General features: G+C 54.3%; 21 protein-coding genes and 8 pseudogenes. 15 read left to right on the forward strand and 14 right to left on the reverse strand.

Translation table 11 applies throughout. The features are described from left to right. Nucleotides 1-33: 33 nt before the first annotated feature. A complete protein-coding gene (locus tag HMPREF1257_RS09555) occupies nucleotides 34-1,197 on the reverse strand; it encodes a sensor histidine kinase (RefSeq protein ID WP_023024386.1) in 1,164 nt (387 codons plus the stop codon). Here HMPREF1257_RS09555 and HMPREF1257_RS09560 point away from each other — a divergent pair. Further along, nucleotides 1,196-1,726 (forward strand): DUF2020 domain-containing protein, encoded by a 531-nt coding sequence (locus tag HMPREF1257_RS09560; protein WP_034659534.1) that lies wholly within the window; start codon nucleotides 1,196-1,198, stop codon nucleotides 1,724-1,726. The two genes, HMPREF1257_RS09555 and HMPREF1257_RS09560, sit on opposite strands and share 2 nt — an antisense overlap. Here the strand turns inward: HMPREF1257_RS09560 and HMPREF1257_RS12420 are convergent. Both HMPREF1257_RS12420 and HMPREF1257_RS09570 read right to left on the reverse strand, forming a co-directional pair. Beyond that, nucleotides 1,723-1,875, reverse strand: coding sequence for a hypothetical protein (locus HMPREF1257_RS12420; protein WP_023024390.1), 153 nt, complete (start codon nucleotides 1,873-1,875; stop codon nucleotides 1,723-1,725). The genes HMPREF1257_RS09560 and HMPREF1257_RS12420 overlap by 4 nt on opposite strands. Further along, nucleotides 1,875-2,537, reverse strand: a complete 663-nt coding sequence (locus HMPREF1257_RS09570; RefSeq protein WP_023024392.1) for a class E sortase — start codon at nucleotides 2,535-2,537, stop codon at nucleotides 1,875-1,877. Before HMPREF1257_RS09570 ends, HMPREF1257_RS12420 begins: the two co-directional genes overlap by 1 nt. A gap of 35 nt (nucleotides 2,538-2,572) precedes the next feature. Between HMPREF1257_RS09570 and yidC the strand changes: the two genes are divergently transcribed. Beyond that, complete coding sequence (gene yidC / locus HMPREF1257_RS09575) at nucleotides 2,573-3,517, forward strand: membrane protein insertase YidC (protein ID WP_023024394.1); 945 nt, start codon at nucleotides 2,573-2,575, stop codon at nucleotides 3,515-3,517. Here the strand turns inward: yidC and HMPREF1257_RS09580 are convergent. The 3 genes from HMPREF1257_RS09580 to HMPREF1257_RS09590 all read right to left on the reverse strand — a co-directional run bounded on the left by HMPREF1257_RS09580 (nucleotide 3,474) and on the right by HMPREF1257_RS09590 (nucleotide 5,490). After that, complete coding sequence (locus HMPREF1257_RS09580) at nucleotides 3,474-4,082, reverse strand: TetR/AcrR family transcriptional regulator (RefSeq protein ID WP_023024396.1); 609 nt, start codon at nucleotides 4,080-4,082, stop codon at nucleotides 3,474-3,476. The genes yidC and HMPREF1257_RS09580 overlap by 44 nt on opposite strands. Nucleotides 4,083-4,160: 78 nt before the next feature. Further along, the gene (locus HMPREF1257_RS09585; RefSeq protein WP_023024398.1) at nucleotides 4,161-4,412 is read right to left on the reverse strand and encodes a GlsB/YeaQ/YmgE family stress response membrane protein; all 252 of its coding nucleotides are present in this window, start codon (nucleotides 4,410-4,412) and stop codon (nucleotides 4,161-4,163) included. A 178-nt stretch (nucleotides 4,413-4,590) separates the two neighbouring features. Further along, complete coding sequence (locus HMPREF1257_RS09590) at nucleotides 4,591-5,490, reverse strand: universal stress protein (RefSeq protein ID WP_023024400.1); 900 nt, start codon at nucleotides 5,488-5,490, stop codon at nucleotides 4,591-4,593. Between the two features lie 120 nt (nucleotides 5,491-5,610). Here HMPREF1257_RS09590 and HMPREF1257_RS09595 point away from each other — a divergent pair, with 120 nt between their 5' ends. Next, nucleotides 5,611-6,657, forward strand: a complete 1,047-nt coding sequence (locus tag HMPREF1257_RS09595; RefSeq protein WP_084529695.1) for a pseudouridine synthase — start codon at nucleotides 5,611-5,613, stop codon at nucleotides 6,655-6,657. Nucleotides 6,658-6,664: 7 nt separating this feature from the next. Then, nucleotides 6,665-6,863: pseudogene (locus HMPREF1257_RS12535) on the forward strand (hypothetical protein). Nucleotides 6,864-7,081: 218 nt separating this feature from the next. Here the strand turns inward: HMPREF1257_RS12535 and HMPREF1257_RS12685 are convergent. Continuing rightward, nucleotides 7,082-7,180: pseudogene (locus tag HMPREF1257_RS12685) on the reverse strand (DUF2188 domain-containing protein); the annotation flags it as partial. A 135-nt stretch (nucleotides 7,181-7,315) separates the two neighbouring features. Here HMPREF1257_RS12685 and HMPREF1257_RS12540 point away from each other — a divergent pair. Next, a pseudogene (locus tag HMPREF1257_RS12540) lies at nucleotides 7,316-8,156 on the forward strand (IS481 family transposase); the annotation flags it as partial. A 49-nt stretch (nucleotides 8,157-8,205) separates the two neighbouring features. Here HMPREF1257_RS12540 and HMPREF1257_RS09605 read toward each other — a convergent pair. Beyond that, nucleotides 8,206-8,925 (reverse strand): annotated as a pseudogene (locus HMPREF1257_RS09605) (IS256 family transposase); the annotation flags it as partial. A gap of 73 nt (nucleotides 8,926-8,998) precedes the next feature. Between HMPREF1257_RS09605 and HMPREF1257_RS09615 the strand changes: the two are divergent. Beyond that, a protein-coding gene (locus HMPREF1257_RS09615) for an IS3 family transposase (protein WP_156904635.1) occupies nucleotides 8,999-10,191 on the forward strand; the annotation gives its coding sequence in 2 pieces (ribosomal slippage) (nucleotides 8,999-9,278 and nucleotides 9,278-10,191; 1,194 coding nt in all). Between the two features lie 31 nt (nucleotides 10,192-10,222). On the opposite strand, the pseudogene HMPREF1257_RS09620 reads toward HMPREF1257_RS09615, so the two are convergent. Further along, nucleotides 10,223-10,846: pseudogene (locus HMPREF1257_RS09620) on the reverse strand (transposase); the annotation flags it as partial. Nucleotides 10,847-10,981: 135 nt separating this feature from the next. Between HMPREF1257_RS09620 and HMPREF1257_RS12295 the strand changes: the two are divergent. Continuing rightward, nucleotides 10,982-11,119, forward strand: coding sequence for a hypothetical protein (locus tag HMPREF1257_RS12295; RefSeq protein WP_023024419.1), 138 nt, complete (start codon nucleotides 10,982-10,984; stop codon nucleotides 11,117-11,119). Here the strand turns inward: HMPREF1257_RS12295 and HMPREF1257_RS09625 are convergent. Continuing rightward, nucleotides 11,116-11,406: pseudogene (locus HMPREF1257_RS09625) on the reverse strand (transposase); the annotation flags it as partial. The gene HMPREF1257_RS12295 and the pseudogene HMPREF1257_RS09625 sit on opposite strands and share 4 nt — an antisense overlap. 16 nt (nucleotides 11,407-11,422) lie before the next feature. Beyond that, nucleotides 11,423-12,657 (reverse strand): IS3 family transposase gene (locus HMPREF1257_RS09630; protein WP_176453645.1). Its coding sequence is split into 2 segments (ribosomal slippage): nucleotides 11,423-12,369 and nucleotides 12,369-12,657, totalling 1,236 coding nucleotides; the frame shifts between segments, so codons are not numbered across the junction. Nucleotides 12,658-12,740: 83 nt separating this feature from the next. Between HMPREF1257_RS09630 and HMPREF1257_RS12690 the strand changes: the two genes are divergently transcribed. From HMPREF1257_RS12690 to HMPREF1257_RS09645, 4 genes and pseudogenes are all read left to right on the forward strand, one after another. Further along, entirely contained in the window at nucleotides 12,741-12,788 is a 48-nt protein-coding gene (locus tag HMPREF1257_RS12690) for an erythromycin resistance leader peptide (RefSeq protein ID WP_011116968.1), read from the forward strand. Nucleotides 12,789-12,887: 99 nt separating this feature from the next. After that, a complete protein-coding gene (locus HMPREF1257_RS09640; RefSeq protein WP_011117480.1) occupies nucleotides 12,888-13,742 on the forward strand; it encodes a 23S rRNA (adenine(2058)-N(6))-methyltransferase Erm(X) in 855 nt (284 codons plus the stop codon). Nucleotides 13,743-13,906: 164 nt separating this feature from the next. Beyond that, nucleotides 13,907-14,324 (forward strand): annotated as a pseudogene (locus tag HMPREF1257_RS12430) (transposase family protein); the annotation flags it as partial. 353 nt (nucleotides 14,325-14,677) lie between these two features. Continuing rightward, the gene (locus tag HMPREF1257_RS09645; RefSeq protein ID WP_023024454.1) at nucleotides 14,678-14,941 is read left to right on the forward strand and encodes a hypothetical protein; all 264 of its coding nucleotides are present in this window, start codon (nucleotides 14,678-14,680) and stop codon (nucleotides 14,939-14,941) included. Between the two features lie 861 nt (nucleotides 14,942-15,802). On the opposite strand, the gene HMPREF1257_RS09650 is transcribed toward HMPREF1257_RS09645, so the two are convergent. Together HMPREF1257_RS09650 and HMPREF1257_RS09655 are read right to left on the reverse strand one after the other, a co-directional pair. Further along, nucleotides 15,803-16,396, reverse strand: coding sequence for a recombinase family protein (locus tag HMPREF1257_RS09650; protein ID WP_011117489.1), 594 nt, complete (start codon nucleotides 16,394-16,396; stop codon nucleotides 15,803-15,805). After that, nucleotides 16,396-16,650, reverse strand: a complete 255-nt coding sequence (locus HMPREF1257_RS09655) for a hypothetical protein (protein ID WP_034659529.1) — start codon at nucleotides 16,648-16,650, stop codon at nucleotides 16,396-16,398. Before HMPREF1257_RS09655 ends, HMPREF1257_RS09650 begins: the two co-directional genes overlap by 1 nt. A gap of 358 nt (nucleotides 16,651-17,008) precedes the next feature. On the opposite strand from HMPREF1257_RS09655, the gene HMPREF1257_RS09660 reads away from it, so the two are divergent. Together HMPREF1257_RS09660 and HMPREF1257_RS09665 are read left to right on the forward strand one after the other, a co-directional pair. Beyond that, nucleotides 17,009-17,995 (forward strand): hypothetical protein, encoded by a 987-nt coding sequence (locus tag HMPREF1257_RS09660; protein WP_023024452.1) that lies wholly within the window; start codon nucleotides 17,009-17,011, stop codon nucleotides 17,993-17,995. Nucleotides 17,996-18,324: 329 nt separating this feature from the next. Beyond that, nucleotides 18,325-19,035: pseudogene (locus HMPREF1257_RS09665) on the forward strand (IS6-like element ISCef5 family transposase). Between the two features lie 689 nt (nucleotides 19,036-19,724). Here HMPREF1257_RS09665 and HMPREF1257_RS12305 read toward each other — a convergent pair. Next, nucleotides 19,725-20,324: a hypothetical protein gene (locus tag HMPREF1257_RS12305; RefSeq protein ID WP_156904637.1), complete on the reverse strand. Its 600-nt coding sequence runs from the start codon at nucleotides 20,322-20,324 to the stop codon at nucleotides 19,725-19,727. On the opposite strand from HMPREF1257_RS12305, the gene HMPREF1257_RS12545 reads away from it, so the two are divergent. Both HMPREF1257_RS12545 and HMPREF1257_RS09675 read left to right on the forward strand, forming a co-directional pair. Continuing rightward, the gene (locus HMPREF1257_RS12545) at nucleotides 20,314-21,018 is read left to right on the forward strand and encodes a hypothetical protein (RefSeq protein WP_232211484.1); all 705 of its coding nucleotides are present in this window, start codon (nucleotides 20,314-20,316) and stop codon (nucleotides 21,016-21,018) included. The two genes, HMPREF1257_RS12305 and HMPREF1257_RS12545, sit on opposite strands and share 11 nt — an antisense overlap. A gap of 357 nt (nucleotides 21,019-21,375) precedes the next feature. Further along, entirely contained in the window at nucleotides 21,376-21,972 is a 597-nt protein-coding gene (locus HMPREF1257_RS09675) for a ParA family protein (protein ID WP_023024441.1), read from the forward strand.

The following is a 21,972-nucleotide window of genomic DNA, read 5'->3' on the forward strand; positions in this document are numbered from 1 at the left end:
TCCCTCCTATCGATGTTTTTCTCAACCAAAAGTTTAATCTACCGCCTTATCAAAGGGCATACTAACTGACACAGCCGTTCCCTCCCCCGGCGCGGATTCTATGACCACCTCGCCGCCCAGCTCCTGCGCGCGGCGCCGCATGGCAGAAAGGCCGATATGCCCCAGGCCCGTCGGCGCGCTTTCCACCGTCGCGGGATCAAAACCCTGCCCATTATCCACTACATCCACGCGCACCTCGTCGGTTTCATAGGTGACGGTGATCCGGGCGCGGCTGGCATGGGCATGCTTGACGATGTTCCCCACCGCTCCCTGTGCAATCCGCAATAGCGCCGCCTCTATTTTCATCGGCAACTGTTGCTCCGCGCCTTCGCTTTCGACCTCCACCTGGAACCCCGCCGTAGCGGCGAAGTTTTCCGCCATGCGCGTCAGCGCCGCCTCGAGGGAGGTCTCCGTTAGTGTGGGCGGCTGCAGCGCCGCAATCATGGCACGCGCCTCATGCAGGTTATCCGCTGCGGCCCGCCGCGCAAGCTCAATGCGCCTGCGTGCGGCAGCAATGTCTTCTTTATCCAGATCCCGGTCGGCGGAGTGCAGGAGCATCTGAATCGATGACAGCCCCTGGGCCAAGGTGTCATGAATCTCGTGGGCGATGCGCTGGCGCTCGGCCACCATGCCCGCGTCTCGTTCCGTGGCCGCCAACTGCGTACGAGTTTCTACTAGCTCCCGGTTCATGCGCGATAGGGTGCGAAACGCATACGTAATCGCCACGGTTACCAGTGCCGAGACCGCCGGGCCCATCACTCCACCAAAGGTCAGGCCTCCCGGTATTTGCACCACGACGGTGAGCACGGTAGCGCCGATGACGCACAGGATTCCTGCGGTCATATCCAGCACAGTCAGGTACAAAAAGTACATGACGAATACCAGATAGATGGCGGCGGGAGCCACAAATAAATCCGCACCCCATAACACCGTGAGGATGCTGATCCACAAGTAGCGCATGGGTCGCGGCCACTGCTCCGCATAGATCGATCCCGCAAAGTAGACGGCCGCGAACCCCACCAATAGCAATAGGTTGATAAGGGACTGGGATAGCGGCATCTTCACCGAGGTAAAAATACCCACCACCAGCAGGACCGCCGTCAAGAAATGAATGCCGGTGCGTAGCGCATCGGTATCCCGATCTAGTGTGGAGCTCATGCGCAAAAGCCTACTTGTCCTTCTCACCCTGACCGGAATAGGGATCGCGGGATGCCAGACCGAGCAAGCAGACCAGGACGAATCGGGAGACGAGGTGGCATCGGAAAGCGCCGCCATCAACGTGGAACAGACCGCAGAGGTCAATGAATGGAGCGATTGTCCCTATATCGATCCCGGTTGGTTGGAAAATACCAACGGCGAGCGCCTGACCAAGCAGGGCATCGACACGCGCTTTCCCACCCCCGCGTGCGTCTTTTGGTCTTATCAGGACCACCCGCAAGCTACCGTCATCGTGCGCGATATGCCCACCGTAGAAGACGCCCGCGCCGCGGTGGATTGGGCCGCGCCAATCGATGCCACCGAGCCCGCCTCCTTTGCAGGCTGGGAAGGCGGACGGGGCATCGTCAATGAGCAGGCCGTCTACGCCGTGCAAAAGGATACCCACGCGGTGCTGGTGTGGAGCAATCAGCAACAGACCTTCAAGTCCGAGCAGATTGCCCAGGAAGCGATTGCCAATTTAGGGCTTTAAACCGCGACGTCGTTATAGGGCATCATCGGCGAAACCCAGGGGAAGACGATCTCCATAAGGAGGAAGAAGACTCCCACAGCAATGGCAATGGCAAGCAGCGCCTTCACTGGCTTCGGCCCTGGCAATAGATTCCACAAAGCGCGATACATTACTTAGCTTCCTTTCCAACTTCCATCGCGTGCACAATCATGCGCTCGGCGTTGGAAAATTGCGGGTGACAGGTGGTCAGAGTCAGCATTCCCCGCGTGGGGTCTGCTTCAGTCCCCGGCACGGGGTCGATCACTGAGACATCGCCAGGCGTGGTGATATGCCTGCCGGCAACATGGGTATATTCTTCTGGTACTTCATCGAAGCAATCCGCATGCTCGCCATCGATGGGCAGCACCTTGTAGGTAATCTTTTCCGTGTGGGTTTCGATGATGATGTCATCGCAGGTGTGCAATGAACCCAAATCATTGAATGGGGCACCCTTGCCCACGCGGTGCCCAGCTACCGCAAAATTCCCTAATTCACCTGGCATTTGCGTGTCCTCATAGTGGCCAGGGCCGCGCAATAAATCATCTTCATCCGTACCTTGGATGATGGCAAAGTGATAATCAGAGCCAAAGGCAGGGATGGACATCTGTGCGAAGGCCTCTCCCAAATCTGGGTCTTTCTTCTCCCGCGGGTTGCGCCACTGCTCTTCTAATTTCGCATTAGCTTCATCTTGTAAGCGCCCTGATTCCACATTCGTCCAATATGCTTCATAGAATGCAAATAGAACTAAAACCAAACCAATGGTTAGCATGAGTTCGCCGAGAACTTTTGTCATGTTCTAAACCATACTTCCTCACCGAAAGGTACAGCATGTTCGAGTTCTTCATGTACCCGGTTTCCGGAATCATGAAATTCTGGCATTGGCTTATCAGCGGCTTCGTTGATGAATCCGCTGCCTGGCTTGTCTCCATTTTCCTTTTGGTGCTCACCGTGAGAGGCATCGTCATCCCCCTCAACTGGATGTCGGTGCGCTCCGCACGCATCGGCGTTCTCATGCGGCCGGAGAATAACCATATCTCCAAGGAGATGAACCACGCCAGTACCAAAGAGGAAATGGCTGCGCTCATCAAAAAGCAGCAAGACCTCATGAAGAGCTATAACTACAAACCTGCTGCTGGTTGCATCCCTCCGCTCATCATGATTCCGGTTTTCATTGGTTTGTACCAAGTGATCCTTCGGATGTCGAAAATCGATCAGGACTCAAAGACCGTCGGCATGCTCAATGCTGACGACGTCGCGGCCTTCCGTGAAACCACTTTCTACGGCGCCCCGATCACTGATTTCGCCCGCGAACACGGCGATCTGCTTAATCCCGTGCTCATTGCGGCCATCGTCTTTACCATGGCGAATTCCATCATCGCCCTGATCCGCAGCTTCCGCACCACGCAATTCGATCTAAAACTGAACCGCCGCGTATTCATCTTCATGGGCATCTTGCTCATCATCGTGCCCTTCTTCCTCTGGCACCTGGCCCATAATGGCCCCATTCCCGTCGCAATCATTATTTATTGGGGCTGTGCCTATTGGATCACCCTCATTCAGACCATCATCTTCGAAATCATGCTGCGCGAGTTCTACCCGCTTACAGATGAAGTGAATGCGATGCGTCGTGAGAGCCTTCAAAATTGGCGCAATAAAGAAAAACAACCCGCTCTTTCCAAAGAGGAGAAAAAGCGGGTCAACCGGCTGCGCATGGAGGCGCACAAGCACCTTAAATCGAATAATCAGCAGGAGGAGCCGAAAGCATCTGAGTAGCCAGCTCGCGGGCGGTATAGAGCGGCCCTGCTTCCTTGGTCAGGCGGGATCCGGCGAGACCGCCATCGAGGAAAATTAAGAGCTGGCTTGCTTGGGAGGCCGAGGGATAGCCGTTGCGCTCCGTCAACAGAGCTGTCAAGGTGGAGTGCACCCAATCGCGATGCTGCATGCAGGCCGCGACGATGCCGCGCTCCGAATCCGTTTCAGGCCGCGGGTACTCGCCCGCTGCATTCAAGAAGTGCGAACCGCGGAATCCTTCTTCCGGCTCTTCCTCAATGACCTTGTCAAAAAAGGCCAGGATCTTTTGGTCCGGATCCTGCATGGCAGCCGTCCGCTGCTCCCAGTCCTGGCGGAACTGCTCATCCAAGGACTCTACGTAGGCAATAACCAAGGCATCCTTGGAACCAAACAACGAATATAGGGATGCCTTGGCCACATCCGCTTCGCGCAAGATGCGGTCAATACCGATGACGCGAATGCCCTCAGTTTTAAAGAGCTTGGTTGCAGATTCCAACAATCGGCTCCGCGGGCTGGGTCGATTGCGGCGCGACTTCTTCTCTGCCATGGATTCCTCTCTACAACGACAAAACCGGTTCATCTACACTTTATAGACAAACCGGTATGTACGCTAATTATATGCGGACTATTGTTTCACCTTGTCCACAATCCACAGCAAGAGGCAAGCGCCCGCGGTGGCCGCGATGATGGAGAAGATCCAACCACCACTAGCCTCAATATTCAGTAGTTGGATGATGATGCCACCGATGAGGCCACCGACAACACCCACCACCAGGTTGGTAAACAACCCGTGGTCACGCTTCATAATCTTCTCTGCCAGCCAACCAGCGATGATACCAACAATGATCGAGGTGAATAGACCCAAACCTAATCCCATGATTTCCTCCTAATATAAACGTATCGAATACTCCCCAGTTTAAACCCCCGCGGCTCGAGTGGGGATAACAAATACGACACATTTGTATAGCAAAGTGGCTCTAAAACACCAGAAACGCTCCACTCCCTAGCTGCGAAAGCCGGGAGAAGAGCGCCGGGAAGTCAGGCTAGCGAAAGATTTAGCCTTCGTCGTCTGGGCGTACCACCATCATCGGGCACGGTGCAGACTGCAACAATGCGCGGGAGGTAGAGCCAAGGACCATGCCCTTGAACCCACCACGGCCGTGGGAGCCAACGACGAGAAGCTGCGCGCCTTCGGCGGCCTCCGTCAATGCACGGACGGGGCGGTCACGGGTGATCTGCTTCTTCACCTCAACATCGGGGAAATCTTCGCGCGGTTCCTTCAGGTTTTCTTCCAGCACCTCAGTCTGTTCCTTTTCAATTTCTGCCCACTCAGATTGAGCTGCAGAAAGGCCGGCGAGGGATGCCTGGATTTGCATATCCATCCAGGTGTGCACGGCAACGAGGGCCGCGCCGCGAGCCTGGGCTTCGCGGAAGGCATAGGAGGTGGCCTTCTGAGAAACCTCGGAACCGTCCACACCAACGACGACTGGGCCGTACTTGGTGGAGTCGGTGACATTATTATCTTCACGAACCACCACTACCGGGCAAGCGGCGTGGGAGACAACTGCGGCGGAGACAGAGCCCATGACCATGCCAGACAGGCCGCCCATACCGCGCGAACCCATCACGACCATGGTGACGTCATGAGACATCTCCAAGAGCATGTCGATGGGGGAGCCCTCTGCGATGGTGTGCCCGATCTTGAGCTCTGGGGCTACCTCGTGAGCGATTGCACGGGCTTCCTCGATCTTTTCCAGGGTCTCTTCCTGCAAGTCATCGTAGAGGTCCTTCGGCGGAACCATACCTTCTGCATACAGGAACTGCGGTATGGTGTAGCTCGATGCGATGCGCAGGGGGATTTCCCTCTTCATCGCGGTATTTGCTGCCCAACGGACGGCGTTCTTTGAGGCGTCAGAGCCGTCGACGGCGACGACTACAATGTCTTCCTTGGCCATGATCTTTCCTTTCGGTGGTTATACCTTAATTATAGTACGGATTAGGCTTAATGGTTGACAGTTGCAGGATCAGAATTGGACGGAGAGAAAATTTCGAGGAGCGTTCGGAATACGTCCCTTATCACCGCGCCAATTCCATCATTGAAAAAGGCCATCACCTGGTCCGCGAGAGAATTAATATCCATGTCAAACACACTAATACATCGCAAAAAGGGATTCATCCCTTTGCCCATCAAAAATGGGCTCAATCCTACGCGCGTACGCACCCCGGAGGCAGGCCGTAGCACCTGGGATTTTCTCAGCGAAGTCATATCCTCCCAGCGTCACCGCCACCCCAATGATGATGCACAGGCGCTGCATGACCGATTCACCGCGGGCGAGGTAGTCCTGCGCGATCAAACTCCCCTAAAGCCAGGTACCGTGCTCGGCAAAGATGTCGATGTCTTTTTCTACCGCATCCCTGCACCAGAAACACCCGTGCCCTATGACATCCCCATAATCTATGAAGATGACAACATTCTGGTAGCCGATAAGCCCCCATTCATGGCTACCATGCCGCGCGCCCGGCACATCGTCGAAACCGCCACCGTTCGCCTCCGCCGTTCCACCGGAAACAACGAGTTAGTGCCGGCACACCGCCTCGACCGCCTCACCTCGGGCCTGCTTCTTTTTACCAAACACAAGGACGTCCGCGGCGCCTACCAGTCCCTCTTTGCAGAAAAGAAAGTCCACAAGACCTACCAGGCGGTCGCGGAATTCCGCCGCTTGCCGACGCCCCTCCAATGGTCCTCCCACCTAACTAAAACGCCCGGTGAAATCCAGGGGCGAATAGCAGATGGTGAACCAAATGCTTTCACCACACTAGAATCGGTAGAACCCATTGATAAGGCCCCTTATGAAAAAGTTCACGGGTCACTACCCGATCTTGGTATCTACACCCTAAAACCACAGACTGGGAAGACCCATCAATTGCGGTTACACATGTGGCAGGCGGGCTTACCGATCCTCGGCGATCCTGTCTACCCCACTATTTTTCCTGAGGAAGCTGAAGACATGTCCGTACCCATGCACTTAACAGCAACGGACTTAGAATTCACGGATCCACTCAGCGGAAAGCCGCGCCATTTCATCTCAGGACTTCCATTGGCCACGCACAAATTGCTTTAAGCCTGCAGTGTCCCAGGTTTTGTTCCGTTTGAGTAGATGGGAAAATCTGGAACATACCAAGAAAATTTGACCAGGATGCAAAGGACCGTGTGGTCCGTCTCGTGGAAGACCGCATCGTGGCGGAAAACATGTCAATGCACCCCGCGTGCCAGGCAGTAGCCCCAAAGCTCGGGGTTTCATGGCACACAGCCCGTCAATGGACTTAAGCCTGCCCGCCGTGCAGGAAACGCCCCAGAACCAGTGCCCGAGGACTTGGCCGCCGAAAACGCGAGGCCACGCCGTGAGAATCAAGAGCTTCGAGATACCAACGAGTTGCTGAAGGCCGCGTCAGCGGGCCTGACCCCCGGAAAGTGGACACGTCGGGGGTTAGGCCCATAATAGAAATCAAGGCAAATGCCTAGGAACAAAACTCGGGGCACTTCAGTTAGCGTCGAGTGGTGCGGGTGGCATCGATCGCTTCCCTCTGCGTGTCGAAATGCTTTGATGCACGGGCTGCCCCGTCTCGCTTGTTGGCCCAGCCGTTCCCTTCCCGAACCGTTGCCCAACCCGGGGCGAGAAGTAACGAGACTCTAACCCGCCCATATACCTAGGCAGGATTATAGCACCTCAGTTCGATCTATGACCTGCGACTTGATGACACGCGCACCGAGGACAGGTGCTCACCGACCGGCCCAGCAGACCGCACTCGCACCCGAACCGGCTGGACACCCGCACCGGACGCCGCATTATCAATCTCAGGTTCCTGCACAGGTGGGGCCCACACCGCATCGGCTACCACCTGGGCATCCCCCGGTCGACCGTGGGGCGAGTCCTCAAACGTTGCCGGATGCCGAACCTCGCTTGCATCGACCAGGCCACTGGCCTGCCGGTGAGAAAGCCGACGCCGGTGCGCTACGAGCACGACGCCCCCGGGGGGCGATGGTCCACGTCGACATCAAAAAGCTCGGGCGCATCCCCGACGGTGGCGGGTGGCGGATGTTCGGCAGGGGCTCTGACCAGGACCGGGCGTCCGGCCGGGCCAGTGACGTGGCCGGGCGGAAAGGTTCGAAACCCGGCAGGGGCTACCGGTATCTGCATCACGCGGTCGACGGTCATTCCCGGGTGGTGCACTCGGAGATCCTCGACGACGAGCATAAAGACACCGCGGCGGGTTTTTGGCGGCGGGCAAGCGGCTTTTTCGCGTCGCTGGGTGTGCGTGTCGGCGCGGTGATGACCGACAACGGCGCCTGTTACCGTTCACGCGTGTTCGTCGAGGCGTTGGGGCCGGGTATCAAGCACCGGTGAACCAGGGGCGAATCGGCCACAGACGAGCGGGAATGAGGAACTGTTCGACCGCACGTTGATGACTGAGCGGGCCTACGCCCGGCCGTATTTGAGTCTCAGGGCGCCCGGCAGAAGGCGTATGTGGAGTCCAGCCACGACTACAATTTCCACTGGTCTCATACCGCTATCGGCGGGTTAACCCTATGCAACGCGTTCACAACGTCGCGGGGAACTACGCGCCCGAACCATCGGAGCGTGTCAAGTTGTTTGTGTGTGGGGCTAGGTTTATAGGTATTTGTCGAAGCGGGCGGGAAAGGCTACGGCCATTTGGTTGATGGCTTGTTTCCAGCCGGAAACTCGGGCTCCTTCCACGAGCCTGCTGGCGGTAGCCGAGGCTCGTTTGCCTTGTTTCGCTCTCTTTGCGGCTCGTTTGTCTTCAATGTTGCAGATCATCAACCACAGCGTCTTGAGCGCGGATTCATCGTTAGTGAACTGCACCCTGTTGCGGGTGGCTTTACGCAGCTGGTTGTTAAACGATTCAATGGAATTCGTTGTATAGATGACCTTCCTGGCCGCTGGAGGAAACTGCAAAAATGGCACGAATCTATCCCACGCATCCTCCCAGACCTTGACCGACTGAGGATACTTCACACCCAGTTCAGACTCGGAAAATTCCTTCAACGCTGCTTCTGCCGTGGATTCATCAGTAGCCGTATAAACCTTCTTCAACGCGGCTGATACAGCCCGGCGATCCCCATAGGCCACCCACCGATTCGCGGCACGTATCAGGTGCACGATACAGGTTTGCACCATAGAGTTCGGCCAAGTTGCCTCCACTGCCTCTGGTAGGCCTTTCAGCCCGTCACAGCAGACAATAAAGACGTCTTTGACCCCGCGGTTAGATAAGTTGGCGCACACGTGTGCCCAAAAGGAAGCACCTTCTTCTTTGGCAATCCACAATCCCAAAATATGCTTGATCCCGTCGAGGTCCACCCCGATTGCCATGGGACCTGACCCCTGTTTGGTGGACACCTGATATCCGGCCCAGTCGGGCTGGAAAGAAAGGTAATCTACCACCATGTCCAGGTACTCCGAACAGTTCAAACGCGATGCCGTGGCCCTCTACGAAAACAATGAGGACCTCTCACTGAACTCAGCATCAGCAGAGCTTGGCATCAACCGTGCCTCGCTGCATTCTTGGATCAAGAAGTACGGCACCGGCAAACGTGCCCGCATAAAAGCAGTGCACGATCAAGCCCAAGCAGCGAATAATTCCGAACGGATCCGCCAGTTAGAAAAAGAAAACGCAAAACTGCGCGAAGAACGTGACATCCTGCGCAAGGCCGCTAAATATTTTGCCGAAGAGACTCACTGGTGATCCGCTTCCAGTTTGTCTATGACCACCGAACCGAGTACTCGGTCAAGCGGATGTGCCATGTGTTAAAGCTGAATCGTTCCTCGTTTTATAAATGGGTCCAAACCCGTAAAAATCGCAGGTTAAAGATATATTCTGATGCCGTTATCGGTGCGAGGATCGCAACCATCTTTGATGATGAGCTTGGTCTCTACGGCGCTAAACGCATCGCTGCAAGCCTTAAAGCCGATACGAGCTTTGGCCCGACGAATCACAAGAAAGTCGCACGAATCATGAAAGCCATGGGGCTTAAAGGCTTTACCAAACGCCGCCGATGCATCACTACCAGGCGCAAGCCTGGCCACCGCGTCATGCCGGATTTACTTGGCCGCAAATTCACAGCCAACGAGCCGAACCGCGTCTATGTCGGCGATATTACCTATCTGCCGTGTAAGGGAGGGAAAAACATGTATTTGGCCACAGTCATTGACACGTATTCACGCAAACTTGCAGGTTATGCACTCGCAGACCACATGCGAGTCTCACTGGTCATCGATGCCCTAGCCCACGCACACGGTGTACGCGGCAGTCTTGACGGGGCTGTATTCCATTCCGATCATGGCAGCGTGTACACCTCACAAGCTTTTAGGAACTATTGCTCGTCGTTGGGTGTGCGCCAGTCTATGGGCGCGGTAGGAACGAGTGCTGATAACGCCCTAGCAGAATCGTTTAACGCCACGCTCAAGCGGGAAGTCTTGCGTGATAGGAAAGTCTTTGACAATCCGATCTCCTGCCGCCGGGAAGTCTTCCGGTGGTGCATGCGCTACAACACGCGCCGGCGGCACTCCTGGTGCAATCTTGTAGCGCCTGATGTCTTTGAAGCCGAGACTTCAGCTACACTGACTAAAGCAGCATAGCTAACCCCCGACGTGTCCACTTTCCGGGGGTCAGGCCCATGTACGCGGACTTGTTGACTACCCGGCCGCCGTCGCGGACTTTAATGCGCAACGCATCCAGGAAAATGACTGGGTAGAATTCTTCTAGCTGGCGGTTTTGCCAGACCATGACCTCATCGAGGACGGCATCAGTTACTGCAGAGATTGTTTCATGGGAGATATCTACCCGCATCGCAGTAGCCATATGGTGCTGGATATCGCGGATGGTCATTCCGCCGGCATATAAGCTGACAATCATATCGTCAACATCTGTTAGCCGCCTAGAGCCTTTGGGCACCATAGTAGGAACAAACGTGCCGTTTCTGTCTCGTGGAACATCAATGTTTACTGGCCCGTAGTTAGAATCCACGGTTTTCGGGTAGGTGCCGTTGCGGTGATTGTCTGTTTCAGCAGTAGCTTTAGCTGCTCTATCGCCGGGCTCATAGCCTAGGTGGGCATCCATTTCAGCATTCAAACCCCGGGTAATTGAGGCTTGCAACATGCCCCGAACTAGGTCGTTGGCATCCGTGGTGGACGTGCCTAGCTCATCAATCAGTTTCGCGATTTCTGGGTTAGCAAGCAGCTTCTTTTCAATCGCATCAATCTTGGCCTTATCAGCCGGATCTCGTCTCGCCATAGTAGTCATTCTGGTTCATCTCCTTATGCGGGTTAGGTTCCCACACACAAACCATTAGACACTCTCCTTCCCCACGGACAGTGAGCAAAGCACAACACGGGCGGTGTCGCTAATCCGAAAGGAGACTAAGGCACCATGCAGCCCCCACACACGCCAGACGAGCGCCGCGCCAAGCTCGAAGCAGTCAAAGAACTAGCCCGCAGGCAAGAACACGACGCCGTACTGGGGTTGCCCGCAAATCGTGGACACGTAGTTAAGCTGCTTAGGGGTTAAGCAGCGGCCTTCTTATTACCATTTTGATCAGCGAGCTGGGCTTCGAAATCGACGGGGCTTACCATCCCGATGGACGAGTGGCGACGGCGCCGGTTGTAGACAATCTCAATCCAGCGAGCCACCGCCTTCCGGGCTTCGTTGCGGGTTCGCCATTCCTTCCGATCGTAAAATTCGGTCTTCAATGTCGACCAGAACGACTCGGCCATCGCATTGTCAAAGCAGACACCAGTACGGCCGACCGATTGTGCAATCCCTAGTTCTTGACAGACCTGCCACAGCTGTGAAGTGCCCCGGGTTTTGTTCCTAGGCGTTTGCCTTGATTTCTATTATTGCTTGCGGCGGGTGCTGGTCCCAAAATTCGGTTTCCACTTCAGCTGGCGTGCGGTAGCCCAAGCTTTGGTGAAGCCTCGTCTCGTTCCACCATGACACCCACTCAAACGTCGCGATTTCCACCTCGACAACCTCATCCCACCTGCGAGTATGGATCAGCTCGTTTTTGTAGGAACCATTAACGTTTTCCGCCAGAGCATTGTCATAGGAGTCGCCAACAGTTCCGGTGGAAGCGGCAATCCCGTGCTGGGCAAGACGCTCGTTGTAGACAACGCTGACATACTGCGAGCCGTGATCCGAATGATGAATGAGACCTGTTGTTTCCTCAGCAGACGCGATCGCCTGGTTGAGAGCTTGCAGCGGCAACGCTTCGGTGCGCATGGAATCTGATAACGCCCACCCAACGATCCGTCGGGAGTAAACATCGGTGACAAACGCGGCATACACAAAGCCTTTCTTCGTGCGCACGTAGGTAATATCAGCCACCCACAGCTTGTTCGGGCCTTCGGCTTTGAATTCTCGCTCCACCAAGTCCGGGCGCAAATCCGGCCTTTGAGGTGTGCGAGTGGTCATAGGCGAGCGGCCTTTGCCTTTGCCTGATACACCGGCTAGACGCATCAGCCGCGCGGTTTGTTCACGACCGATATCGATTCCGTCACGATGAAGAGCATGCCACATTTTCCGCACACCGTAGATGCCGTAATTATCCCGATGGATAGCACTAATGCGTTCAACCAGCACAGCATCACGAAGGCCGCGAGCACTTACCCCACGGGCCTTGGACTGACGATACCCACGCGAGGTGATGAACCCACCAGCGCGGTTTTTCTTCAACGTCTTACAGATGAACTCGACAGAGAAACGATTCCGGTATTCATCGATGAACCGGATCATTTCCGACGTTTTGGGTCGAGTTCCGACGCGAAAAAAGCTGAGGCAGCCTTTAAAAGTTCATTGGTGTCGCGTAGCTCTTGATTTTCACGGCGAAGCCTCGCGTTTTCGGCGGCCAGATCTTCAGGCACGGGTTCTGGGATGTTTCCCGCACGGCGGGCCTGTTGGGTCCATTGACGGGCTGTGTGCCATGACACCCCCAGCTTTGGGGCTACTGCCTGGCACGCGGCTTGCATCGACATATTTTCCGCCAAGATGCGGTCCTCTACAAGACGGACCACACGATCCTTCGCATCCTGGTCAAATTTTCTTGGCATATTCCAGATTTTCCCATCTACTCAAACGGAACAAAACCTGGGACACTTCACACCCGCGAATTTAAATGGATATAATTAGACCCATGTTGATTTCAGGTACCGCTTTCTTGCGGTTGCGCACCAACCGCTAAGGCGGTTTCCTACCCCGTAGGTTAAAAACCGCTCCGGTCCTTTAGCCGGGCGGCTATTTGTCATGCCCGGCTCCCTTTCAAATCCAAGGAGCACACCTGATGTCTGCATACGGACACGGCCGTCACGAGCATGGCCAAAATTTTCTCACCAACCACAAGATCATCAACTCCATCATCGACCTTGTGAAACAAACCTCCGGCCCCATCATTGAGATCGGACCAGGAAGCGGTGCCCTCACTCACCCGATGGCCCACTTGGGGAGGGCGATAACGGCAGTTGAAGTGGACGCAAAACTAGCTGCCAAAATCACACAAGAAACCTCCTCGGCGGCGGTCGAAGTGGTCCATGATGATTTCCTTAACTTCCGGTTACCCGCCACTCCCTGCGTCATTGTGGGAAACATTCCCTTTCACCTCACCACTGCCATTCTTCGAAAGTTGCTGCATGCGCCAGCATGGACTGACGCTGTACTCCTCATGCAGTGGGAAGTCGCTCGCCGCCGGGCCGGGGTAGGCGCAAGCACGATGATGACGGCTCAGTGGTCCCCATGGTTCACATTTCACCTGGGTTCTCGGGTACCAAGGTCTGCTTTCCGGCCACAGCCAAACGTTGACGGGGGGATCTTAGTGATCCGCCGGGTGGGTGACCCGAAGATTCCGATAGAGCAGCGCAAAGCCTTTCAGGCGATGGTGCACACCGTTTTCACTGCCCGGGGACGCGGGATAGGGGAAATTCTCCGAAGGGCAGGGTTGTTTTCATCACGTTCAGAAACACAATCATGGTTGCGCTCGCGAGGAATCGACCCCGCGACCCTACCTCCCAGATTGCACACCAACGACTGGATCGATCTCTTCCAGGTGACTGGTTCCTCTCTACCTCACCATCGACCCATTTCACCATCGGGAAGTAGTCAACGACCTCCTCAACGGAAAAACCGAAGCCGGCGGCGTTAATCCCCACCAAAACCGAAATCCACCAGTAGTACTAAAAGGGCTCTTCCGGTTTTAGAGTGCATTGATTAGTTCGCCGGGGGTTCGGGCGTGGCACAAGATATTGGGGTCCTTGGCTTTGTAGGAAAAAGGTATCTAATCCATCCGTACAAAACTAAGGACCTACTGTGCAGCCTAACGGAAATGTCATCGTCGATACCATCTGCCGCACCGCAAAACTAGGAACTACTATCACCGGTGCCACAGAAAACGGTGACGTCACTGTTATTGAAGCCGAACCCGTCGAGCCGATCAATGAATGCCCTACCTGCGGGCAGCCTGGAGTATTCCGCGACCACGTCATCCGCAGCCTGGTCGATCTGCCCATCGTCGGCCACCCAACAACTTCATGTGCGCCTTCCACGCTACCGGTGCACCAACAAGCGTTGCTTGCAGAAGATCTTCCGTGCTGGCCTTGCCTGCGCGCCCGACAATTCAAAGACCACGGACCAGGTGACCCACTGGATCCTGCAACGACTCTGCCTAAATCGGATGAGCGTTGCCGCTGCACCCAAGTCATTAGGCCTGGGGTGGGATATGAAGTGTCCCAGGTTTTGTTCCGTTTGATGAAACCCGTTTTTGAAACAACGTACGGAGCACAACGCACGCCGATGCCAAAGCTTCCGCAACATCGACTACCTCATCAAACCCACGACAGTGGGATTCACACCCTCAATCCCCACGCGTGCAATCTTCGCACCTCAAAGATTGAAAAATGAAAGAAACCGGAGGTAACATACCCTTTCGAGTTTGTTACTTCCGGTGGTGCAGTTTGTTCAACTGCTCATCAGGATCTTACGGGGGATAACACTAACACACCCTGACTCTTGGAAAACGCAGCACACAGACCGTGCACACCCTCACCGATAAAATGGGCACCAGTCCCGAAAGGAGAAGGAATGTACACGACCATCACCCTCGCCGCACTCGCAGTACTTTTCGTCTTAATCATCCAGACCATCCGCCGCGAACGGCCAGAAGACCGTATGTATTACGCCGCGCTTGGAGGCAGCATAAGCGCAGCAATGATCCTTGTCCCCTCCTTCCTTTTCACCCAGGCCGGTCTCTCGCGAGAACTGGCCGCACTGCTCATCTCCTTCGGCCTACTAGCCTTGTGGATTACCATTTTCGGACTCCGCCTAAACACAAGAACTAGCAGGTAAACCTGCATAACACAGAACATATGCTTTAGCATATGGCGGAACATACGCTATAACATATGCCTAAACATATGTTCCGCCATATGGCAGGACTCGCGGGCGCACGAATACGCAGATTCCCGCCCGCAGTAGAGAAAAGGAGGGCTACGGGCTCAGTGTGGGAGTATTGCGAAACCTTCGCGCGCCCATTAGCCTAAAAAGTGACAGCACAGTTCATCCCTGAATTGCGGCTGCACAATAAAAAGGGCCCCAACGAGTGCCAGCTCGTTGAGACCCTCGGGCCTAAAGACCCACGTGAAGCATCGCGGTAACGAGCTTCACGATTACGGTCACAAGAACTATGACCTTGGTAGCCACATCTAGCCAGTCAAGCTTGGTGGCATCAAGGTCTTTTCTTTTGCGACCGGGTGTATCCAATGAGTGTTTACCCATTGTCTACCTCCCTTTACGTCGTAGGGTTGTCCGCTCGCCTGAAAAAGGCGCGCGGGACAGCCCACGTCACGCGCGGGCCTTACCGCGCACCGACGAGGAAGTCACGCCCACGCCCCACCACAGGTGGCGGGGCATGATTGTGAACCGGCACTAACGTTAGCAGCCACCCCTGACGAGACCTAGAAGCATGATTTCACCCCTGCCTTTATAAAAGCCGCCCATGAGGGGAAACCCGTACAGTGCTACTTGCAGCTGCACTCAACACCGCTAATTTCTCTGCCTGTCACCCTATCTAGACGCACGAAAATGCTGGCAGTGCTACATAACTGCCGACATATGCTTTAGCATATGCCTAAACATATGTCCCGCCATATGGCAAGACATATGACGGGGCTCATGGGCGCGCTGATCTACCATCACGGCTGCACTACCCTAGGTGTTTTTCAATGCTCGATACACCGTAGGACGGGTTACCCCAAATTCCCGCGCTAGTGCTGCCTTTGACTCCCCTGCCAATATGCGCCGTTTAATCTCCGCTACTTGCTGCGGGCTAAGAGCGGGTTTGCGGCCTTTGTACTTTCCGGCCTTTTTCGCCAACGCAATCCCCTCCGCCTGGCGCTCGCGGATAATGGCCCGCTCAAACTCCGCGAAGCTACCGAGAATTCCGAGCATTAAATCCGCGCGCGGATCGGACGTGTCTTTCGCAAACGCGAGATTCTCATGCAGGAAAGTAACAGTCACACCCTTGCCGGTAAGTTCATCAACAATACCGCGCAGATCTGTCAGCGATCGGGCGAGACGGTCAATCGACGACACGACAAGTTCGTCACCGTCTCGCACGTACGCCATACACTCGACAAGTCCAGGGCGGGCAGTCTTGGTGCGGCCGGAAATCCTATCTTCAAAAAACCGGTCAATCCTGCCGGAAGCATTGAGTAGTTCTTTCTGGCGCTGATTATTCTGCTCCACCGTGGAGACACGGATATAGCCCACCCGCTGCCCATGCGAACCAGAGTCATTGACCATTAGTCTTCGCTCCGCGAAGGTTTAAAGGCGGCATTCTCTTGTTCTATGACTGCATCACGATACGACTCGATTGCATCCGAGAGGGCATAAAGCTGAACACCGTCGAGGCCATCAGCGTCAGCAAGCAAGGATTGTACAATCCTGCCCAACGCCTGCTGCCCCGACGAGAGTCCACCATGCAGATCTTTCACCCGCGCCAACGCGGGTACAGAGTCAATATGACTTTCAATATGGAAACCGTCAGACGATAACATCACACTCACCACTTTCTGTAAACATAAGGCTTAGACCCCGCTAGACACGTGTAAAACAATGCTAGGAACGGCCCTATTTTACAGGAAACATTCTGCCGCACACCGGCGTAACAATAGGGTGTACCACCGATTACAAGATGGCTACGGGTGATCCCACGCGCATGTGGCGGACTTGCGACCTGCACGCAACACGTATTTTATGACGGGGCTATCCCCGCACCCCGCCCCGTATTGTGGGGTGCGTGAGATGTTTTATGGACGTCTGCCTACGGCTCATTCCAGCGAGATATAGACAAGTACCGTTCCTCAATCGCGATACGCGATCAACTGATATTTCTAATATGAAAGTAGATATCCCATGCCTCAGATTGAGATCACAACTGTAAATTTCCCTACCTCTTTGCCAAGGCCTACCTCTTGGCGAAGAGGTAGGCCTTGGCCAAACGGCAGCTCTCCTATTGATGTCTCATCCGATGAGGTCTACAAGGCCGCCGCAGAAGTCGGGGCAACCTCGGCAGTTTTTGGATATCGGCCGCGCACATGGCGCGAGTTTTTATGGCGAGTAAACATGATCCTGGCGAACTTGGACCAAACTTCAGGTGGCTGGAAGCAAAATCCTTCATATAAGCGCCTCGACCCCAGTGAGAAAAGTGCAGTGAGCTACTACCTGGGTATGGTTCTGTCGGCCATTATGGCCAAGAAGCTGTGGAACACACCCCATTTGGTGCACGTCGATGCGGTACTGGAAATTCTCGGAAAGGAAATAGGAAACGTCCAACGACCCGACCTCGTGGGCTACAGGCAAGGCGCGACAGCGAACAGTCTAGGGAGATTGCTCTTAGAGGCGAAAGGGCGAACAAATGGATTCTCCCAACCTCCCGTCGAAAAGGCGAAAAAACAGTTGCGTGAAGCGCCAGCCGAAGTACTACAACTCGTCGGTAGCGGTGCCCCAAGGATTGCTTCCCTATCTTATTTCGAAAACGGCCACTGGAGTGGATATATGGTCGACCCTCCCGGGGCTCCGGTGGAGTCTCTATATTCTGACGATGAATTTAAAACGCTCGTAGACACCGCATACTGCTGGCCGTTTATGGAGATCATCAAAGCTTATCCTGGCGAACGAGGTCAAACCTCAGAAGGGTACACGGTCTGGATGCCAGAAGTGAACATGAAAATCTCTATGCCCTACCCCATTTTTGAACGGGTCGAAAAATTGAGCCGATTAGTGGAATCGCACTCTTGGCAGGAACTGTGGAGAGAGGTCAGTGGCAATCCCCCTTTTGCCCCTGTTACTGAGGGAGGGGAGAAACGAGATCTTGTGCAGATAGACGAGTGGGAACAGTGAGTTGATGCGCCAGCCTGGCCACCTCATAACCCGGGTGTAAACGTTGTTTACCCATAACCGGGCGGGGTTTGTCTTGAATTGGGGATGCAACCTAAGTTGCATCCCTATTAACCAATAAGGGTTGCAATCGCAGTAGCAATCCCATTAAACATTAGGGGTCGCAACCCTGACAGCGACCCATTTCTCAAAACGGGAACCCCGACCTGTGCTTATTGCAGGTCGTTGCCCTTGCCGCGATTCTCAGGAGCGAGGGGATCTGTGAAGAGTACATTAGGGGTGCTGTTGCAAAGTTCGGGCGACAGGAAGACCTGCGTGAAATAATCACAGCCATGGGCATCTTCTCCGGTCGTCATTTCCCCCCGTGAAATCATCCTGTGGGCGGTCCGGTGGTACTGCCGCTACGGGCTCAGCTACCGCGATCTGGAAGAAATGATGACCGAACGCGGCGTACCGGTCGATCACAGCACCATCTACCGCTGGGTCCAGAAATATGCTCCTGAGCTGGACAAGCAGACCCGGTGGTACCGACAAGTCCCGGATTGGCAGGCCCGGTCCTGGCGGGTGGACGAGACCTATATCCGGGTCGGGGAAAGTGGTGCTACCTCTATCGGGCCATCACCGCGGGCGGGCATACCCTGGATTTTTACCTGTCCCCAAAGCGTAACGTCGCCGCAGCGAAGCGTTTCCTGGCCAAGACCCTGAGGTCGAACACGATAACCGGGTTCCCGCGGGTGATCAACACCGATAAAGCACCCTCCCTGGCCAGGGCAATCGCCGAGTTGAAGTCAGAGGGAATCTGCCCGCAGACCGTGGAACACCGGCAGGTGAAATACCTCAATAACGTCATTGAAGGAGATCATGGGCGGCTGAAACGGATCCTCGGACCGAAGGGGGCGTTCAAAAACCGGACCTCGGCGTACCGGACGTTGAAAGGGATGGAAGCGATGCACTCATTACGGAAAGGCCAGGGCGCGATGTTTGCCTACGGGCAACCGAACCCGGATGCGGTGATCGTCAGCCGGGTGTTCGAGGCTGCCTGAGAACGCCGACCCGCAGCGAGCATCAGAGGATGAAGACTGGGTCGTCACGGCTCTCCGCCTGAAGTTTGCAACAGCACCGTATATAGAAGAAAAGGTTGGGTGTATTTAAGTGCCTCCAACCTTTTATGCTTTCGAATATTACTTGAGCAGTTCCTTACACAGTTCTTGTGGGCTGATGGGAGTCACGGTGGCGGGTCGGTTAAACAAAGGCGAGTGACCTGCATTCGCAAGGCAAGATTGGTACTTGATGGATTGCAGTACGCTTGATGACCCCGTTGGTTCCGCAGCCGAAGCGTCCGCAGTGGACACGGCGAAACCAAGAGAAATGGTAGACAGAGAGACTGCTGAAATCTTTCGAATTAATGGTTTTATTATAAAAACCTTATTTCTGAAATAAATAGGGAGCACCCCCTGAACCTGCAATGAAAAAGTGAGTGATGATCGCAGGTTAAGAGGGGATCAGGAGTTTTTATTGGTTCCTTGACTCTTGGAACTTTTTGGCAGCAAGAAAAGTGCTGAAAGCGCCAATTAGCGCACACGCACCCGAGCTGATCAAAATTCCTGTTGAAGGATTAGATGTGGATATTGAAAAAGTGAATACCCCAACTCCAATCATCAGCGCAAACAAAGCGGCGATTAGTATTGATAATTCGCGCATATTTCCTCACAATCCTAGAAATTGGATCTCTTTACCCACGGCCGCTGCAGGCAGCAGCAGTTCCACCAACGGTTCCAGCTATTGACGTAGCAGCGGCAACCGTTGCCAATGGCCCAACTGGCCCGGTTGCGGGGGCGGAAAGAATTCCTGCAGCTCCACCCGTCACTGCCCCGATAGACGTTAGAACGCCCGCAGCACAAGTAGCCGCTCCACGTTCCTGAGCGCCGCTGATTACAACCTTATTTTTAGGAACTGGTTTCTCAAATGTTCCGGTTATTTTACTTCCGGTCACTTTATAGTTGACTTTAACTGAAGATCCGTCAGTTAACAGAACATGAGAATTTAGATATAGTGACTCTCGTCCATTTTTATCTATTAGGGATAGCTTATCTCCTTTTTGCTTGATAGAAGCATTATAGACCTTCGCATCAAATCCACGGTCGGTGCCCTTTGTGATTTCAAAGACAGGGGATCCGTTTGTCTTAGCTTCTTCAATTTCCCTAGGGCTCAACAAACCCGTTAATGATTCAGAAGGTGACTTCTCTGCCACCGTATTGTTTTTAATACTTGCAGCTTCCTGTGCTGATGCTGTAGTTACACCCAAGGTAGAGGTCAGTAATATGCCAGCCAAAGCAGCTGCCGTCCTTGTCTTATTCAAAGGGAACTCCTTAAGTAGATTGGATTGGAAGGACTCTCTTAGTGTAAGGCGCGATGGTGATATCCGCATTAGATATCGTCAAAATCATAGAAAATATGGTGCTGTCGCCCGAACTTTGCAACAGCACCCGAAACCCCCAATGTTGATTACTGGTCTAGTTTTCGTGACATTTATAGCGGTCATCCCAGCTGGGGTCGAAATATTCGCTACGCCTGGAGTGGTGAATGCCTCGTGGTGGAAGTTCTTAAAACTGACTATCGGTACCGTCTGCCAGGGTGCCGCAGGATGTATTGCGTGGAAAGCGGCAGACCTTATTCCAACGCCTGCCGCTAAGAAAAACAGTACTGAGGATGGTGAAAGGATCAGCGTGACGGACATTGTGCATGAAGCCCAGGACACGCACCTGTGTACGTTGTTTATTGGGGCGCACGGGGATACTGGAGACTACGAGTATGCACTCGACGCCGCCAACAGTGCCGCCAAGCACCTACGAGCAATACAAGCGGAGTTACCTGCCACTTCCCCACTGGCCCGCGACGCCGGCACGCTCGCTCAGTTCGTACGCGCAGCACAACGGAATCTGTCTCAACAGAGGCCTGCAGATAATCCTGACGAGCTTCTAGACTTAGCCACCAGCCTCAAAGAAAGGCTGGAAAACGCGCAATAAAGGAAACTCCCCTAGTGCTTCTCGTCGTTGGAAGCACTAGGGGAGAAGCCACCTACGGGGGTGCGGGAGTCGTGGCTTTTTTATTTTCCTTCCGTCCGACTATGCGCCGGGGGAAGCGCGCTGCGGACACCCAAAACCATACCGCCTTACAGCGCGCCCGCAACCGGAGTATCCCTCGGCAAGTGGATAGCTTTAAATTTAAGAATGCGTATATACACATATGTGTATATCAGTACATGGGTATAAAGTGATTTTCAGTTCAGCTCTCCACTTAACGAGTGTCATACGTATAGCATGATATACACACATATGTATGTCACTACCCAGGTAAATCCTTCCTGAATCTATTCTTTTTGTATGACTCGAGTAATTTCCGTAATTCAGTCGAAGGGTGGTACGGGAAAGACCACACTTTCGGTAATGCTCGCAGAGGCAATTCGGAAGCTGGGCTATACGGTCGCAGTCGCAGACGGCGACCCCCAGCAATCTGCTACCCGATGGGCAACCAAAGTGAAGGATTTTCCATTTCCTATCGAATCTGTCCGCAGCTCAAGTGATTTCTCTGGAGTTGTCAGAAGGGGGAACAATCCGGATTTTCTTATAGTCGATACCCCTCCAGGTGGTTTATCTTTCATAACCGAAAGCGCCGAGGCTGCCGATTTAGTCCTTCTTCCAACTGGTGTTTCCCCGATGGATATTGATCGAACTCAGGTAACGCTTTCTTGGCTAATAGAAATGGGGATACCAACAGCAGTTGTTCTGGCGAATGTCGACAGGAGGGAAAAACTTCTAGATGAAGTCCATGCCGAGCTGGAGGGTGATGAGACTGCAGCGCTTGCTGAAACAGTCATCCCGACTAGGGCGGCTACACGGCGTGTTTTCGGAACAAAGCCCAGCAGTACGAAGGTGTGGGATTCTTTGGCCCGAGAAGTAGTCGCAGCATTTGAGGATTAA

Source organism: Corynebacterium sp. KPL1814, assembly GCF_000478175.1.
Taxonomy (GTDB): domain Bacteria; phylum Actinomycetota; class Actinomycetes; order Mycobacteriales; family Mycobacteriaceae; genus Corynebacterium.